Annotated in this window: 15 protein-coding genes; 9 read left to right on the top strand and 6 right to left on the bottom strand. The window is 66.9% G+C overall.

Translation table 11 applies throughout. The annotated features are described in order from the left end of the window. Positions 1–2: 2 nt before the first annotated feature. From mnmA to H7J73_RS21600, 6 genes are all read right to left on the bottom strand, one after another. Entirely contained in the window at positions 3–1073 is a 1071-nt protein-coding gene (mnmA, locus tag H7J73_RS21625; protein ID WP_264069721.1) for a tRNA 2-thiouridine(34) synthase MnmA, read from the bottom strand. Further along, complete coding sequence (locus H7J73_RS21620) at positions 1073–2266, bottom strand: cysteine desulfurase family protein (protein WP_264069720.1); 1194 nt, start codon at positions 2264–2266, stop codon at positions 1073–1075. The genes mnmA and H7J73_RS21620 overlap by 1 nt, the downstream gene beginning before the upstream one ends. A gap of 60 nt (positions 2267–2326) precedes the next feature. Further along, a complete protein-coding gene (locus tag H7J73_RS21615) occupies positions 2327–3160 on the bottom strand; it encodes a lysophospholipid acyltransferase family protein (RefSeq protein WP_264069719.1) in 834 nt (277 codons plus the stop codon). Continuing rightward, positions 3157–4008, bottom strand: coding sequence for a GNAT family N-acetyltransferase (locus H7J73_RS21610; RefSeq protein ID WP_264069717.1), 852 nt, complete (start codon positions 4006–4008; stop codon positions 3157–3159). Before H7J73_RS21610 ends, H7J73_RS21615 begins: the two co-directional genes overlap by 4 nt. 151 nt (positions 4009–4159) lie before the next feature. After that, complete coding sequence (locus tag H7J73_RS21605) at positions 4160–5116, bottom strand: electron transfer flavoprotein subunit alpha/FixB family protein (RefSeq protein ID WP_264069716.1); 957 nt, start codon at positions 5114–5116, stop codon at positions 4160–4162. 11 nt (positions 5117–5127) lie between these two features. Beyond that, positions 5128–5928, bottom strand: a complete 801-nt coding sequence (locus H7J73_RS21600; protein WP_264069715.1) for an electron transfer flavoprotein subunit beta/FixA family protein — start codon at positions 5926–5928, stop codon at positions 5128–5130. 226 nt (positions 5929–6154) lie between these two features. Between H7J73_RS21600 and H7J73_RS21595 the strand changes: the two genes are divergently transcribed. The 9 genes from H7J73_RS21595 to H7J73_RS21555 all read left to right on the top strand — a co-directional run bounded on the left by H7J73_RS21595 (position 6155) and on the right by H7J73_RS21555 (position 16809). After that, a complete protein-coding gene (locus H7J73_RS21595) occupies positions 6155–6949 on the top strand; it encodes a class I SAM-dependent methyltransferase (RefSeq protein WP_264069714.1) in 795 nt (264 codons plus the stop codon). Between the two features lie 38 nt (positions 6950–6987). Further along, entirely contained in the window at positions 6988–8547 is a 1560-nt protein-coding gene (locus H7J73_RS21590) for a 1,4-alpha-glucan branching protein domain-containing protein (protein ID WP_264069917.1), read from the top strand. After that, a complete protein-coding gene (locus H7J73_RS21585; RefSeq protein ID WP_264069713.1) occupies positions 8544–9788 on the top strand; it encodes a glycosyltransferase family 4 protein in 1245 nt (414 codons plus the stop codon). Before H7J73_RS21590 ends, H7J73_RS21585 begins: the two co-directional genes overlap by 4 nt. 305 nt (positions 9789–10093) lie before the next feature. Continuing rightward, positions 10094–11773, top strand: a complete 1680-nt coding sequence (locus tag H7J73_RS21580; RefSeq protein WP_264069712.1) for an ABC transporter substrate-binding protein — start codon at positions 10094–10096, stop codon at positions 11771–11773. 6 nt (positions 11774–11779) lie between these two features. Then, the gene (locus tag H7J73_RS21575; protein ID WP_264069711.1) at positions 11780–12748 is read left to right on the top strand and encodes an ABC transporter permease; all 969 of its coding nucleotides are present in this window, start codon (positions 11780–11782) and stop codon (positions 12746–12748) included. Beyond that, complete coding sequence (locus H7J73_RS21570; RefSeq protein WP_264069710.1) at positions 12745–13623, top strand: ABC transporter permease; 879 nt, start codon at positions 12745–12747, stop codon at positions 13621–13623. Before H7J73_RS21575 ends, H7J73_RS21570 begins: the two co-directional genes overlap by 4 nt. After that, positions 13620–14597: an ABC transporter ATP-binding protein gene (locus H7J73_RS21565; RefSeq protein ID WP_264069709.1), complete on the top strand. Its 978-nt coding sequence runs from the start codon at positions 13620–13622 to the stop codon at positions 14595–14597. Before H7J73_RS21570 ends, H7J73_RS21565 begins: the two co-directional genes overlap by 4 nt. Beyond that, positions 14594–15628 carry an ABC transporter ATP-binding protein gene (locus tag H7J73_RS21560; RefSeq protein WP_264069708.1) on the top strand — a complete coding sequence of 345 codons (1035 nt, stop codon included), beginning with the start codon at positions 14594–14596 and terminating at the stop codon, positions 15626–15628. Before H7J73_RS21565 ends, H7J73_RS21560 begins: the two co-directional genes overlap by 4 nt. Continuing rightward, positions 15625–16809 (top strand): M20 family metallopeptidase, encoded by a 1185-nt coding sequence (locus tag H7J73_RS21555; protein ID WP_264069707.1) that lies wholly within the window; start codon positions 15625–15627, stop codon positions 16807–16809. Before H7J73_RS21560 ends, H7J73_RS21555 begins: the two co-directional genes overlap by 4 nt. Positions 16810–16811: the final 2 nt, after the last annotated feature.

Genomic DNA, 16811 nt, shown 5'->3' with positions numbered 1-16811 from the left:
CGTCAGCGCCTGATGGTGGCGCTGGCCAGCACTTCGTCGCCGTCGGCGGCGTCGGGCCGGTACAGCACCATCGTCTGCCCGCCGGCGACCCCGCGCAGCGGTGAACGCAGCTGGACTCGCAGCTCACCGTCAACGAATTCTGCTATGGCAGAAGCAATTCCACCGTGCGCGCGGACCTGAACATCGCAGTCGACCGGTCCCGTCAGCGCGGTGCCCGAAGTGAACACCGGCCGCTCGCCGGTCAGGGCGAAGATCTCCAGATCGGCAGCCGAACCCACCCGCACCGTGCCGCTCTCGGCGTCGATCCCGGTGACGTAACGGGGCTGTCCATCCGGGCCGGGTCCGGCGATCCCGAGGCCTTTACGCTGGCCGATGGTGAAACCGTGCACACCGTCGTGTTCGGCAAGCACGGCGCCGCCCGCGTCGACGACCGAGCCGCGCCGCACGCCGATCCGAGCGCCCAGAAAAGCCTTGGTGTCGCCGGACGGAATGAAGCAGATGTCGTGGCTGTCCGGCTTCTCGGCGACCGCCAGACCACGGTGGGCGGCCTCTTCGCGGATCAACGCCTTCGGCGTGTCACCGATCGGGAACGCGGAATGCCGCAGCTGCTCGGCAGTCAGCACGGCCAACACATAGGACTGGTCTTTGTCACCGTCCACCGCGCGCCGCAGCCGCCCATCGCTGAGCCTGGCGTAGTGCCCGGTGGCCACCGAATCGAAGCCGAGTGCGAGCGCGCGCGCGGACAGCGCGGAGAATTTGATCCGCTCGTTGCAGCGCACGCACGGATTCGGCGTCTCGCCTCGAGCATAGGACTCGACGAAGTCGTCGATGACGTCTTCCTTGAAGCGGTCAGCGAAATCCCATATATAGAACGGGATTCCGAGGACATCGGCAACACGGCGGGCATCGCCGGCGTCCTCCTTCGAGCAGCACCCGCGTGATCCGGTCCGCAAGGTGCCCGGCGCCGAGGACAGCGCCAGATGCACGCCGACGACGTCGTGTCCGGCGTCGACCATCCGGGCGGCGGCCACCGACGAGTCGACGCCACCGCTCATCGCGGCCAGTACACGCATCAGCGGACCTGTCCGGCACTGGCCAGCGCAGCCTGCCTGGCCCGCTGAACGGCCGCGGGCAACACCTGCAACGCGGCGTCGACGTCGGCATCGACACTGGTGTGCCCCAGAGACAGCCGGATCGAGCCGCGCACTGTTGCCGGATCCGCGCCCATCGCGACCAACACATGCGAGGGCTGCGCGACACCGGCCGTGCACGCCGACCCGGTCGAGCATTCGATTCCGTTGGCGTCCAACAACATCAGCAGTGAATCGCCCTCGCATCCGCGGAAGGTGAAGTGCGCGTTGCCCGGTAGCCGGGCCTCGGGTGCGCCGTTGAGGATCACATCGTCGATTTCGGCGAACACACCCTCGATCAGCCGGTCCCGCAGTTCACGCAGCCGCGTGGCGCTGGCCGACAGCGACTCGGCGGCGATCTTCGCCGCCGCCGCCATCGCTACCGCACCCGCGACATCCGGTGTGCCGGAACGGACATCGCGTTCCTGACCACCTCCGTGGGTCAGCGGCACGCAGGCAGTGTCCCGTCGCAGAAGCAGCGCGCCGACACCGGTCGGGCCGCCGAACTTGTGCGCAGCGATGCTCATCGCCGACAGCCCGCTGGCGGCGAAGGCCACCGGCACCTGGCCGATGGCCTGGATGGCATCGCTGTGCATCGGCACGTCGTATTCGGCGGCGACCGCGGCCAGTTCGTGAATCGGCATGATCGTGCCGATCTCATTGTTGGCCCACATGATCGTCACCAATGCGACGTCGTCACCGTCGGCAAGAGCCTCCCGCAGAGCCGCAGGGGTGACGGAACCATCCGGCTCGGTGGGCAGCCAGGTGACCTCGGCGCCCTCGTGCTCGGTCAGCCAGATCACCGAATCCAGCACGGCGTGATGTTCCACCGCGGTGCTGATGATGCGCCGACGACTCGGGTCGGCGTCGTGGCGGGCCCAGTAGATGCCCTTGACGGCGAGATTGTCACTCTCGGTGCCACCCGCGGTGAAGATGACCTCGGACGGACGAGCCCCCAGCTGGGCCGCGATGGTCTCGCGGGCCTCTTCCATCCGCCGCCGGGCCACCCGCCCGGCGCTGTGCAACGACGACGCGTTGCCGACCGTGCCGAGCACACTCGTCATCGCCTCGATCGCAGCAGGGTGCATCGGGGTGGTGGCGGCGTGGTCGAGGTACACCGGAATGGACGGGCTCATGACCAACCAAGGATAGCTGTAGCACGGCCCGATCCTCGCCTCCGCTGACCTCCCCCGGAATCAGGCTGCCAGAGCGTGCCCGTGCACCGCTTGGGGCACCTGCGCGCCGCGAACCGCGGCCTCGCACCGAGCGGCCAGCGCCCGGCGGTCAGTGCCGGGCAGCTCCAACGATTCGACGTGCACGCCGACGATCGTCCGCCGGGCCACGATGAGCCGGCGGATCGACTCGAACAGGGTGTCGTCGCCGATGTAGGCGGGCACCGTCGAGGTGCTGCCGTCGCGGTGGTGATAGTTGAGCCGCAGCGGCTGCACCGGTCGGCCGGCATCGATCGCGGCCTGGAACATCGCCGGCCGGAACGGTCCGTAGCCCAGGCCGCACCAGGTGGTGCCCTCGGGGAAGGCGACGACGGTGTGTCCGGCGCGCAGACGCGCCGCCACGGCGTCGACCACTTCCGGGAGCCGGCGCAGGCTTTCCCGTTCGATCGGGATCACCTTCATCAGGCGGGCCAGCACGCCCAGTGCGGGCCAGCTGATCATCTCGGCCTTGGCGACAAACGATCCCGGCATCACCGCACCGACGGTGAAGATGTCCACCCAGGACACATGGCCGCTGACCACCAACACACCGCGCAGGTTGCGGATGGGGCCGCCCGACACCGTGATTCGCACGCCTAGGCAGCGCAACACCAACCGGCAGTAGCCGCGCTGGATGTGGGAGCGGCCGGGCAGCGGAACCGCCAACAGCGGCAGCGCCGGGATCAGGATCAGCGCCAGAATGGTTCGCAGTGTGGTGCGCAGCGCCACTGCCGCCCGGCGACCGGCCTGTCCGGACCCGGCCCGGATGCATTCGGCTCCGCACGATGCTCGCGGCAGCCACGGATTGGGATTGGTCATGCTGCGGTCCCCCCGGTCATTCCATCGCCCATTTGACTGGCCGCCGATACCGAACGCAGGCGCGTCAGGTACCGGGTATCGGCCTTGCGTTTGTCCAGCAGCGCCGGGAAATCCCCCACCCCGAAGTCCGGGTCGTGGGCCGGTTCGCCGCACACCTCGGCACCGAGACGCAGATAGCCCCGCATCAGCGGCGGCACCGTCGGCCGCGCAGGCGGGGCGATGTCGTCGAGTGTCTTGCCACCCAGGACCACCGGGCGGTACGGGTACACGGTGTACTCGGCCGGAGCCGCGTGGCGTTTGGAGACGAAATCTCGCACTCCGCGGATCTCACGGCCGGGCTCGGCGCTCGGATCGGCCGGGTCGTGGGTGGGCACCGACACGCAGCCGGTGACGTAGTCGTAGCCGCAGCGGTCGAGGTAGGCGAGAATGCCGGCCCACATCAGCAACACCACCGCGCCGTTGCGATGGTCCTCCCGCACCACCGCGCGGCCCATCTCGACCAGTGAGGGTCGCAGCGAATCCACTGCCCGGACGTCGAATTCGGTTGCGGTGTAAAGACTTCCAGCCGCGATGGCGCCGGGTGGCGGAAGCATCCGATAGCAGCCGACCAGTTCGCCGGAGCGGTCCTCGCGGACGATCAGGTGATCGCAATGTTCGTCGAACCTGTCGGCATCCCGGCCATCGGTTGCAGGCAGGGAGAAACCCGGCTCGGAGGTGAACACGTCATAGCGCAGCCGCTGCGCCGCGTCGATCAGCTCTGGATCGGTGGAAAGCAGCAGCGTGTACTGCGGGACGTCGGCAGATTCGGTCGGATGATCGGCGGCGATGAGTACGGAAGCGGTGCTCATAGCCAGCACGGTCGCCCAACAGGACAGCGGGACGGCAATCAGCGCGTGTCGTGTCCGTGCACGCTGGGTGACGTCTCAGGGCGAGCAGACACAAAAGTCCCCCATCTCGCCACGGAAATGGGGGACTTTGTGTCTGCTCGCGCAGAAAAAGCTAGCCCTTGCGGGCCTTGACCGCGTCGGTCAGCTGCGGGGTGACGTTGAACAGGTCGCCCACGATGCCGTAATCGGCGATCTCGAAGATCGGCGCCTCTTCATCTTTGTTGACGGCGACGATGGTCTTCGAGGTCTGCATACCGGCCCGGTGCTGGATGGCTCCGGAGATGCCCAGCGCAATGTAGAGCTGCGGCGACACCGTTTTGCCGGTCTGGCCCACCTGGAACTGACCCGGGTAGTAACCGGAGTCCACGGCGGCGCGCGAGGCACCGACCGCGGCGTTCAGCGAGTCGGCGAGACCCTCGACGACACTGAACTTCTCCGCGCTGCCGACACCGCGGCCACCGGCGACGACCACCGATGCCTCCGTCAGCTCCGGCCGGTCACCAGCGACCGCCGGCTGGCGAGACGTGATCTTCGTCGCATTCTCCGCAGGTGCCGGCACCTCGACGGTGACCTGCTCGCCGGCACCGTCGGCGGCGACGGCCTCGACGGAGCCCGGACGGAGCGTGATGACCGGGGTGTCGCCGTTGACCTGGGCATCGACGGTGAACGCGCCACCGAAGATGCTGTGGACGCCGATGGCGCCTTCCTTCACCTCGACGACGTCGACCAGGATGCCGGAGCCGATGCGCGCGGCCAGCCGGCCGGCGATCTCCTTGCCGTCGGCGTTGGCCGCCACCAGGACGGCTGCCGGGGTGGCCTGTTCGACCAGCGCGGCGAGGACGTCGACCACGGGGGTCACCAGGAACTTGTCCACGTCGTCGGACTCGGCGACGTAGATCTTGGCCGCACCTGCGGCCTTGAGACCGTCGACCAGCGGCGCCGCCGTACCAGGAGCCCCCACCACGACGGCGGACGGCTCACCCAGGACGCGGGCAGCGGTGATCAGTTCAGCGGTGACCTTCTTGAGTGCACCTTCGAAGTGCTCCACGAGCACAAGTACTTCAGCCATGTGTCGATTCCTTAAATGAGTTTCTGAGCAACCAGGTACTCGGCGATCTTCGTGCCGCCGTCACCTTCATCGGAGATTTTCTCGCCTGCAGTCTTGGGCGGCTTCGGGGTGGACGACAGCACCGTCGAACCCGCATTCGCCACGCCGACCTCGTCAGCCTCGACACCGATCTCGGCGAGGGTGAGAGTGGTGACTTCCTTCTTCTTGGCGGCCATGATGCCCTTGAAAGACGGGAAACGCGGCTCGTTGATCTTCTCGTTCACGCTGACGATCGCGGGCAGGCTCGCTTCGAGGGCGAACACGCCGTCGTCGGTCTCGCGCTCACCGGTGATTTTGCCGTCGGCGACCGACAGCTTGCGCAGGTGCGTGAGCTGCGGCAGGCCGAGGTACTCGGCGATGATCGCCGGGACCGCGCCGCCGACGCCGTCAGTGGCCTCGTTACCGGCGATGACCAACTCGACGCCCTCGACAGTCCCCAGCGCACGGGCCAGGGCCCATCCGGTCTGGACGATATCGGAACCGTGCAGGCCGTCATCCTTGAGGTGAACGGCCTTGTCGGCACCCATCGACAGGGCCTTGCGGATCGCCTCGGTGGCGCGCTCGGGACCCGCGGTCAGCACCGTGACCGAACCTTCGATCCCGTTGGCGGCTTCCTTTTCCTTGATCAGGAGCGCTTCCTCGACGGCGCGCTCGTTGATCTCGTCCAGCACGGCGTCGGCCGCTTCCCGGTCAAGGGTGTAATCGCCATCGGAAAGCTTGCGCTCCGACCACGTGTCAGGGACCTGTTTGATCAGGACCACGATGTTCGTCATGACTCTGTTTCGTCCTCCTCGAAGGGCCTTCACTGCGTTGTGAGCGCCGTGAAGAACTCTGCCTTTGGCCACTGTTTCGGCCCACCCCGCAATGTTACTAGTCGGTAACTTATGGTGGTCCGTTCGTCCACCATAGCGGGTCGTCCTGCGGGTTCTGACCCCCTCACCCCGGCGAAGGGTCGGATGCGCTACTCGATGGGTCGGCTTCGGGTTAGCCTGCCTTCCAATGAGCACTTCAACCTCCGACACCTCGGGACTCCCCGGCCCTTCTGGTCCGTCGCTACCGCTGACCGGCGAGCGCACCATCCCGGGCCTGGACATCGAGAACTACTGGTTCCGCCGCCACGAGGTGGTCTACCGGCGCCTGGCGCAGCGCTGCACAGACCGCGACGTGCTGGAGGCCGGATTCGGCGAAGGGTACGGCGCTGACCTGTTGGCCGACGTCGCCTCCCACGTCGTCGGGGTGGACTATGACGAGTCCGCCGTCGCACACGTCCGGGCGCGTTATCCGCGGGTCGAGGTGATCCAGGGAAATCTCGCAGAGCTGCCACTGCCCGACGCATCGGTCGATGTGGTGGTGAACTTCCAGGTCATCGAGCATCTCTGGGATCAGCCGCAGTTCGTCGCGGAATGTCGCAGGGTGCTGCGGCCAGGCGGGCTGTTGATGATGTCGACGCCGAACCGGATCACGTTCACCCCGGACAGCGACACCCCGATCAACCCGTTCCACACCCGCGAGCTCAATGCCGCCGAACTGACCGAACTACTGAGCGACGGCGGCTTCACCATCGAAAGCGTCTCCGGGGTCTTTCACGGTGCGCGCCTGCAAGGCCTCGACGCGCGCTACGGCGGCTCCATCATCGAGGCGCAGATCGCCCGCGCACTGGCCGACGCACCGTGGCCTGCCGACCTGCTGGCCGATATTGCCGGGATCACCACCGATGATTTCGATATCTCGGACGCCGACAGCGCCGATATCGATAGCAGCCTGGATCTGGTGGCGATCGCGGTGCGTCCGTGACTGCTGTTTCCGGGCGGGCAACCGGGGCCGTACCCGGGATGTTCACGCTGGTGCTGCACACCCATCTGCCGTGGTTGGCCCATCATGGCCGGTGGCCGGTCGGCGAGGAGTGGCTCTACCAGTCCTGGTCGGCCGCCTACCTCCCGCTGCTGCGGGTGCTCCGCACGCTGGCCGCCGAGAATCGACGCAACCTGGTCACCCTGGGCATGACGCCGGTCGTGGCCGCCCAACTCGACGATCCGTACAGCCTCGAGGGAATGCACCACTGGCTGGCGAACTGGCAATTGCGGGCGGTCGAAGCCCGAACCCAGGTAGCGAGCCCCAGCCGCCGCGGCACCGCAGCCCCGGATACGGCGTGCACCCCAGAGGCGCTGCGCACGTTCGGAATTCACGAGTACGCCGAGGCCGATCGGGCCCTCGACGACTTCGCCACCCTGTGGCGGCACGGCGGCAGCCCCGTGCTACGGGAACTCATCGACGCGGAGACCGTGGAGCTGCTCGGCGGCCCGTTGGCGCATCCGTTCCAACCGCTACTGCATCCGCGACTGCGGGAGTTCGCACTGCGGGAGGGGCTGGCCGACGCGCGGCACCGCTTCGGGCGGTCACCTGCCGGGATCTGGGCTCCGGAGTGTGCCTACGCCCCGGGGATGGAACTCGGCTACGCCGCCGCCGGAGTAGGGCATTTCATGGTCGACGGGCCCTCCCTGCACGGTGACACCGCGCTCGGGCGTCCGGTCGGCGACACCGACGTCGTCGCATTCGGGCGCGACCTCCAGGTCAGCTACCGGGTGTGGTCACCGAAATCCGGCTATCCCGGCCACGCCGCCTACCGCGATTTCCACACCTACGACCACGTCACCGGCCTGAAGCCGGCGCGCGTGACGGGGCGCAACGTGCCCTCGGAAGACAAGGCGCCCTACGATCCGGAGCGCGCCGACCGGGCCGTCGACAGCCATGTCGCCGACTTCGTCGATATCGTCCGGCGGCGCCTGATCTCCGAAAGCGAGCGCATCGGCCGGCCTGCGCACGTGGTGGCCGCGTTCGACACCGAACTGTTCGGGCACTGGTGGTACGAAGGCCCGATCTGGCTGGAGCGGGTGCTGCGGGCCCTGCCCGAGGCCGGGGTACGAATCGGCACCCTGGCGGATGCAGCCGCGCAGGGATTCGTCGGTCAGAGTGTCGAATTACCGCCCAGCTCTTGGGGTTCCGGCAAGGACTGGCAGGTGTGGGCGGGTGAGCAGGTGGCCGATCTGGTGACTCTGAACACCGAGGTGGTCGACACCGCATTGACGACGGTGGACAAGGCGCTGGAGCAGAACAGCACTCCGGGTGCCACCGTGCCACGGGACTTTGTCGCCGACCAGATCGTGCGCGAGACGTTGCTCACCGTGTCCTCCGACTGGCCCTTCATGGTCAGTAAGGACTCTGCCGCCGACTACGCGCGATATCGCGCCCACCTGCATGCCCACGCGACCCGGGAGATCGCCGACGCGCTGGCATCAGGGCGGCGGGAGGCCGCCGAACGCCTCGCCACAGGCTGGAACCGCGCCGACGGGTTGTTCGGGGCGCTCGACGCCCGGCGGTTGCCTCGCCCGTGAGAATTTTGATGGTGTCGTGGGAGTACCCGCCGGTGGTGATCGGCGGCCTCGGCAGGCATGTCTACCAACTGGCGACCGCGCTGGCTGCGGCCGGCCACGAGGTGGTCGTGCTGAGCCGGCAACCGTCCAACACCGACCCGCGCTCACATCCGTCGACCGACAGCATCAGCGAAGGGGTGCGGATCGTCGCGGCCGCGCAGGACCCGCACGAGTTCACCTTCGGGACGGACATGATGGCCTGGACGCTGGCGATGGGCCATGCAATGTTGCGGGCCGGGTTGGCGATCCGCGGTCCACGGGGGCGCACCTGGCGACCCGATATCGTCCATGCGCACGACTGGCTGGTGGCCCATCCATCCATCGCACTAGCCGAATTCTACGACGTGCCACTGGTTTCCACGATTCACGCGACAGAAGCCGGCCGGCACTCTGGCTGGGTGGCCGGACCCATCAGCCGACAGGTGCACGCGGTGGAATCGTGGCTGGTGCGCGACTCAGATGCGTTGATCACCTGCTCACACTCGATGGGCGACGAGATCGCCGACCTGTTCGGCTTCGGCCTGAGCGAGTCGACGGTCATCCCGAACGGGATCGACACCGAAGGTTGGCCATTCACGCGACGACAGCGCCGCACCGGCCCCCCGGAACTGCTGTTCGTCGGCCGCCTCGAATACGAGAAGGGCGCGCAAGACGCCATCGCCGCGCTGCCGCGGATCCGTCGCACCCATCCCGGAACCACACTCACGATTGCCGGCGACGGCACGCAGCGCGACTGGCTGATCGAACAAGCGCGCAAGCACAAGGTAATCAAGGCGACGAATTTCGTTGGCCTCGTTGATCATTCAGAACTTCTGCGACTCCTGCACCGAGCCGATGCCGCCGTGCTGCCCAGCCACTACGAACCGTTCGGCATCGTGGCGCTGGAAGCCGCCGCGGCCGGCACTCCCCTGGTCACCTCGAACGTCGGCGGCCTCGGAGAAGCGGTGATCGACGGTGTCACGGGATCGTCCTTCCCGCCGCGCGACCTGGCCGCACTGGCCGCCGCCGTGCGGACGGTGCTCGACGACCCGGTGGGAGCGCAGCGCCGGGCGGTGGCCGCCCGGGACCGACTGACCTCCGATTTCTCCTGGCCGACGGTCGCCACCCACACCGCAAAGGTTTATCTCGCAGCCAAGCGCCGCGAGCGGGAGCCGCAGGACCGGCGGCCGATCGTGGAACACGCCCTGCCCGGGCGCGGCTAGCCAGGCGGATCCGTCGCCGGCGACACCGGTTGTCCCACACTGACATCCAGCGCGGCGGGTCAACGCAGCGCTCGGCGATCTCGGTCACGGGGCGCATCGCACCTCCCTTAGCACACCCCGAGGCGCGTATTAACTATATTGAGCATATTAACTAGGTAGTGACTTCCTGGCGGCTCGATACCTATGCCGTACAGCGAAATTGCGCTACAAGGATGCAAAAAACACGAAACATCGTGGAAATCCAGCCAGAATATGGTCTGCTCATCATACTGTGTATGCACACTGGTCATGGAGAGGCTCGAGCAATGGCTGAGATTAACAGGCTCGCGACGGACGGGCTCGCGACGGACGGGCTCGCGATGAATCGGCGTGGTTTCCTTCGCACTTCGGCGGTCGTCGCGGTCGCTCTCGGCGGTGCGGCCGCGTTGGCCGCCTGCGCGCCGGAGACCAAGACCAGCACGGTGTTGCGCGTGGGATCCACCACCGATATCGACTCGCTCAACCCCTTCACCGCGTTCTCCACCCAGTCCTACGACGTGATGCAGTTGCTCTACGACAAGCTGATGGACTACGACGCCGACCTGAAAACCCAACCCGTGCTCGCCACGAAAGTCGACGTCACCGATGGCGGCAAGACGTTCACCTACACCCTGCGCTCGGACGCGAAGTGGCACGACGGCCAGCCCTTCACCGCCGACGACGTCGTCTTCACGTACCTGATGGTGCGCGACAACAACTACGGCACCTATGGTGCCTACTTCAAGGAACTGACAGACGTCACCAAGGTCTCCGACACCGAGGTCCGGCTCTCGTACTCTGCGCCGCAGACCCTCGACCCTGCCGTCATCATGCCGATCGCCCCCAAGCACATCTGGGAGACCGTCGGCAAGGACAAACTCACCGACTATGCGAACGACAAGCCAATCGGCACTGGGCCTTTCAAGTTCGACTCGTGGAACAAAGGCACCGTCACGACCGTCGTACGCAACGACTCGTGGTGGGGAACGAAGCCGGCCGCGGAGAAGGTGACGTGGACCAAGTTCGGCAGCGACGACATCGTCACACAGGCGCTGCGCACCGGCGATATCGACATCGTCGCCGAGGTGCCCCCGACCATCTTTACCGGGCTCAAGGGCGCCCAGGATGTCGCCACCGCCGAGATGAACTCGTTCTCGTTCCACATGATCGGATTCAACTGCTCGACCGCGCCCGGTTCAAAAGGCAACCCCCTGCTGCGCAACCAGGTCATCCGGCAGGCGTTGAGCTGTGCTGTCAGCCGCCAACAGCTGGTGGAGCTCGCACTCGGCGGATTCGGCCAGCCGGGCACCGACCTGCTGCCACCTGCGTTCGGCGATTTCCATTTCACCCCGTCGGCCGATCAGCTCCTGGACAACAACCCGGCCAAGGCCAAACAGCTCCTCGACGCCGCGGGCTTCACCGAACGCAACGGGGTCCGCCAGTCACCGGATGGAGTACCGCTCGACTTCCGGATCCTGGCCATCGCGGATACCGCCGTCGACGTCAAGGCCGCCGACCTGTTCATCACCGCCGCGAAAGCCGTCGGCATCACGCTGCACCTGTCCACCACCGACGCCGACTCGATGGGCTCCACGGTCTACAACACCAACGCACCGGACTGGGACATCATGGTGTGGGGCTGGGACTCCGCGCTCTACGACCCGTCATATCTGCTCGGCATTCCCACCACCGACCAGATCGGCGGCAACAACGACACGTTCTGGACCGACCCGCGCTACGACGAGCTGTACGCCAAACAGGCGACGACGATCGACCGTGGGGCACGGGTGGCGATCGCCCAGGAGATGCAAGCCCTGCACTACACGGCCTGCCCCTACATCGTCATGTGGTACCAGAAGAAGCTCACCGGCACCCGCTCGAACACCTGGACCGGCTGGAAACCGATCAACGGCGGCATGATCCTGAACTTCCCCCGGGCCAACTACCTCGACGTGAAGCCGGCGTGATCGTCGATGCCGCAATACATCGGGCGCAAACTCGCCTATCTCGCGGTCACCCTGGCGGCGGTGCTGGCAACGAATTTCGTGCTGTTCCACCTGATGCCGGGCGATCCGGTCACCCATATCGCGCGCGGGCAGCATCTCGACGCCGATGCGATCGCGCGACTGCGGACGTTCTACGGCCTCGACCGGTCACTGCTAGCCCAATTCGGTTCGTATCTGGGCAATCTCGTCAAGGGAGACCTCGGCTACTCGTACACTTATCACGCGCCGGTGGGGCCGATCGTCCTCAAGGCACTCGGCAACACGCTCATCCTGGTCACGGTCTCGACGTTGCTGGTGATCATCCTCGGCGTGCTGGTCGGCGTCTTCGCCGCGTCGCGCCGCGGAACCCGTTCGGACGCAGGCTTCGTCATCGGTTCGCTGGTGTTCTGGAGCCTGCCCACCTTCTGGGTGGGGATGCTGCTGATCTTCACGTTCGCGGTGAGTCTCGGCGCGCTGCCGATCGCGGGCATGTACACCGCCGATGCGATCTACCCGACGGTGCTGACCCAGATATCCGATCTGGCAAGACATCTGGCGCTGCCCACGATCGCCATGGTGCTCGTCGACATTGCCCAGTTCGTGCTGATCACCCGTAGCTCGCTGCTGGCCACCTTCTCCGAGAACTACATGGTGACCGCACGGGCGAAAGGCCTCACTCCGCGACGGGTGTTGTGGCGCCACGGTGTTCGCAACGCCCTGCTACCGGTGGTGACCGCGACATCGTTGTACGCCAGCGCCACCGTCGGTGGGACCATCCAGGTGGAGACCGTGTTCTCCTGGCCGGGCATGGGCCAGCTGATCTATCTGTCGGTGCTGCGCCGTGACTATCCGGTGATGGAGGCGTGCTTTCTGGTGTTTGCAGTGGTCGTTGTAGTGGCGAACTTCGCCAGCGATGTCGTGTACCGGATGCTCGATCCCCGGGTGAGGCTGACATGACCGACGAAACCCGACCCGTCACCGGCTGGCGCGGCATGGTGCACCAGGTTTGGCTCGACCCGATCGGCCGCACGGGTGCCCTCATGGTCGCCTTCGCCGTCGCTGTCGCGATCATCGGCCCGCTCCTGGCACCGTACGACCGCGGGTCGGTGGCCGAATCGCGGACGGGAATCCTGCAGCCGCCCAGCGGTGCGCACCTGCTGGGCACCGACGAACTCGGTCGCGATGTGCTCCGGCAGGTGCTCGCAGGAGCCTCGGTCTCGTTGGAGATCGGCATCATCGCCACCCTGATCACCGTGCTGATCGGCACAACCGTCGGCGTGCTGGCGGGTTGGTTCGCCGGTCCGACGGATTCCGTGCTCATGCGGGTGACCGATTTCTTCCTGGTGCTGCCGAACCTGCCGTTGATGATCGCACTGGGCGCCATCATCGGGCAGAGCCTGATGATGATCGTCATCGTCATCGCCATCACCAGCTGGCCGAGCACCGCGCGCATCGTCAGATCCCAGGCACTGGTGCTGCGGGAACGCGAGGTCGTCGCCAGGGCGCGCACGGTCGGCCTGTCCTCGCTGGGCATCCTGTGGCGGCTGATCCTGCCGGGCGTCATGGCGCTGGTGATCGCCAACGCGGTCCTGGTGATCGCGGGTTCGATTCTCGCCGAGGCGACGCTGTCCTTCCTCGGGCTCGGTGACCCCACCCGCACCTCGTGGGGACAGATCCTGCACAACGCCTTCGTCACCGGCGCCGTGGGCAACGGCTGCTGGTGGTACTTCCTGCCGCCCGGCATCGGGATCGTGGTGGTGGTGCTGGCTTTTTCTCTGGTCGGTCAGAGCCTCGAACGGGTACTCAATCCCATGCTGGCGGTGAACCAGTGAGCCTGTTGGACATTCGCAACCTGACCGTCAGCTATCGCATGGACGGGGTCGACGTCCGTGCAGTCGACCAGGTCGACCTGCAGGTCGGCGCGGGCGAAGTGGTCGGCCTCGCCGGCGAATCCGGCTGCGGGAAGAGCACACTGGCGCTCGCCGTGACACAGCTGCTACCCCGCTGGACCAATGTGGCTGCCGATCGCCTGATGTTCGACGGAATCGACCTGCTCACCCTGGACGAGCGGAGCCGGCGATCGTTGCGCTGGGCCCGGCTCTCCATCGTCTTCCAGGGTGCGATGAACGCGTTCGACCCGGTGATGACGATCGGCGCCCAGATCGCCGAGGCGATCCACACCCACGAGCCCTCCGAGAGTCGGCGGGCCATCCGCGACCGGGTCGCCGAACTCCTCGCCCAGGTGGGGATTTCACCGCGTCGGGCCGGTGACTATCCACATCAGTTCTCGGGCGGTATGAAACAGCGCGCGTCGATCGCGATGGCCCTGGCGTGCCATCCGGACCTCGTCATCGCCGACGAGCCCACCACGGCCCTGGACGTGATGACCCAGGCGCAGATCCTCGATCTGATCCGTCGCCTCGCCGACGAACTCGGGCTGGCGATGCTGATCATCTCCCACGATCTGACCGTGCTCTCGGAACTGTGTGATCGGACCGCTGTCATGTACGCCGGCCGGGTCGTCGAATCCGGCCCTGCCGCAGCGATGTTCACCGGCGGCGCGGCCCATCCCTATACCCGTCGGCTGCTGGACTGCTACCCGCAACCCGGTGCCGGCCGCGCGTCGATCACCGGAATACCCGGCGGACCGCCCGATCTCGCGCACCCACCGGAAGGCTGCCGATTCCATGCCAGGTGTGCGGTGATGACGCCCGAATGCGCGAGTATCCAACCCGCCCTGCGCGATGTGCCGGGCTCCCGCGGACACATCGCAGCCTGCCATCTGATCGGCGGTGACCCCCGATGACCGGCGCAGTGATTGCCGAGATCCGCAATCTGCGGGTGCACTTCCCGGTGCGCAACGGCCGCAAGCAACTGCTGGCCAGGGCGGTCGACGGCGTCGACCTGGTGGTCCACGAACGCGAAATCGTCGCACTCGTCGGGGAATCAGGTTGCGGCAAAACCACTGTCGCGCGAGCCATCATGCGCCTGGTCGAGGCTACCGAGGGCAGCGTGTCGGTCGGCGGTGTCGACATCACGCACGTCCGCGGGCGCGAGCTGCGCCGGCTGCGTCGCATGTTCCAGATGATCTTCCAGGATCCCTTCGACGCTCTGCCCGCCACCGCGACGGCGGCGGAAGTCGTCGCCGAGGGGTTGGCTATCCATCGTCCCGAACTGGATCCCGGGGCTCGGCGGGCCGCCGCGTTGTCCGCATTGGAGTCGTGCGGACTGCAACCCGCCTCCTCGGTGGCAGACCGCCGGATGTTCACCCTGTCGGGCGGTCAGCGCCAGCGGGTGGCCATCGCCGCGGCGCTGGCGGTGGAACCGCGTCTACTGGTGGCCGACGAGCCGGTCTCGATGCTCGACGTCTCGCTGCGGGCCGGGATCATCCGGGTGCTGTTGGACCTTCGCGAACGTCTCGATGTCGCAACGCTGTTCATCACGCACGACCTCGCCTTGGCGGGTGTCTTCGCCGACCGGGTCGCCGTGTTGTACCTGGGCCGGATCGTCGAGGAGGGACCGGCTGCCGAGGTGATCGGGAACCCGGCGCACCCCTATACCCGTGCGCTCGTCGGCGTCATGCCGGTGCCGCGCTCCGGACCCGACGCCCATCGCCGCGGCCCACGGACTCTGCTCACCGGCGAACCACCGAATGCCACCGACACCTCCCCCGGCTGTCGGTTCGCACCACGATGCCCCCTGCACCGCGAACTCGGCGAGCCGCAACGCTGCCACACGGAGATCCCCGCGCTGCAGTCGCCACCCGATGCCCCCGACGCCGAACACCGCGTCGCCTGTCATTTTCCGCCATCCCTACAGAAGGAGAACATCTCATGACCGTCAGCCGCGAAGAGGCGATCGACCTGCTCGACAAGCTGGTCCGTATCGACTCGGTCACGCCGTGGCTCATCCCGGGCGGGGCCGGCGAAGGCGAGGTCGCGACCTTCATGAAGCACTGGTTCGAGGAGTTCGGCCTCGACGTCATCATCGAGGAGGTCGAGCCGGGTCGGCCCAACGTGCTGGCCTGGCTGCGGGGAACCTCACCGGGGCCGACCGTATGTCTGAGTGCGCACAGCGACACCGTCGGCTATGCCAACTGGGCCGACCGGGCGTTGGTGCCGGAGGTCAAGGGTGACCTGATGATCGGGCTCGGGGTAGCCGATGACAAGGGTGGCTGCGCGGCCGCCATGCTCGCCGTACGCGAATTGGTCCGCACCAACACCCCGCTGGCCGGAAACGTCCTCGTCGCGATGGTCGCCGACGAAGAAGGCGTCAGTATCGGCACCGAGCACCTGGTGGCCCATCACGCCGACGAGATCGACCTGGCGATCAACCTCGAGCCCGAAGGCTCACACGTGATCTTCGGGGAGCACCAGGGATTCGGCTGGATCGACATCATCGTGCACGGCGTACCTGCGCACGGCTCGGCACCCGAGAAGGGGGTCGACGCCATCGTGCACATGGCGGAGGTGATCACGCGCCTGCATCGCCTCGACACCACCACCTGGACGCCGAACCCGGACCCGCGCAACGGCAGGACGGTGTTCCACACCGGCACCATCTCGGGCGGCACCGATTACGCCACCTATCCCAACAAGGTCGTCCTGGGTATCGAGATCGGCACGCAGCCCGGAGAGCGCCTCACCGACCGGGTCGCCGAGATCGAAGCCATCTTCGACGAAGTGCGCCAACAGGAACCGCGCTTCTCCGGTGAGGTCCAGGTCCGGTTGGACCGCGACCCCTTCACCGGTCAGGGCAACGAGGCGCTGCTGGCCGCCCTGGCCGACGCCACCGAAGCCGTCAACGGCACCCGTTCGCCGGTGACAGGTCTCAACGCCTGGACCGACGCCGCGCTGTTCCAGGAAGCCGGTATCCCGACGGTGCTGTTCGGGCCCGAAGGCGGTAACTATCACGCCGCCGACGAGTGGGTCTCGATTCCCGACATGATCGCGACCACCGAGATACTGCGCCAGACCGTCGCGACTCTCCTTGCCGCGCCGGTGCACTCGGCAGGCTGACC

This window comes from Mycolicibacterium komossense, from assembly GCF_025822605.1.
GTDB classification, from domain to species: Bacteria; Actinomycetota; Actinomycetes; order Mycobacteriales; family Mycobacteriaceae; genus Mycobacterium; species Mycobacterium komossense.
Note: the sequence above shows the minus strand (reverse complement) of the source record. Positions and strands in the feature narration are given on the sequence as shown.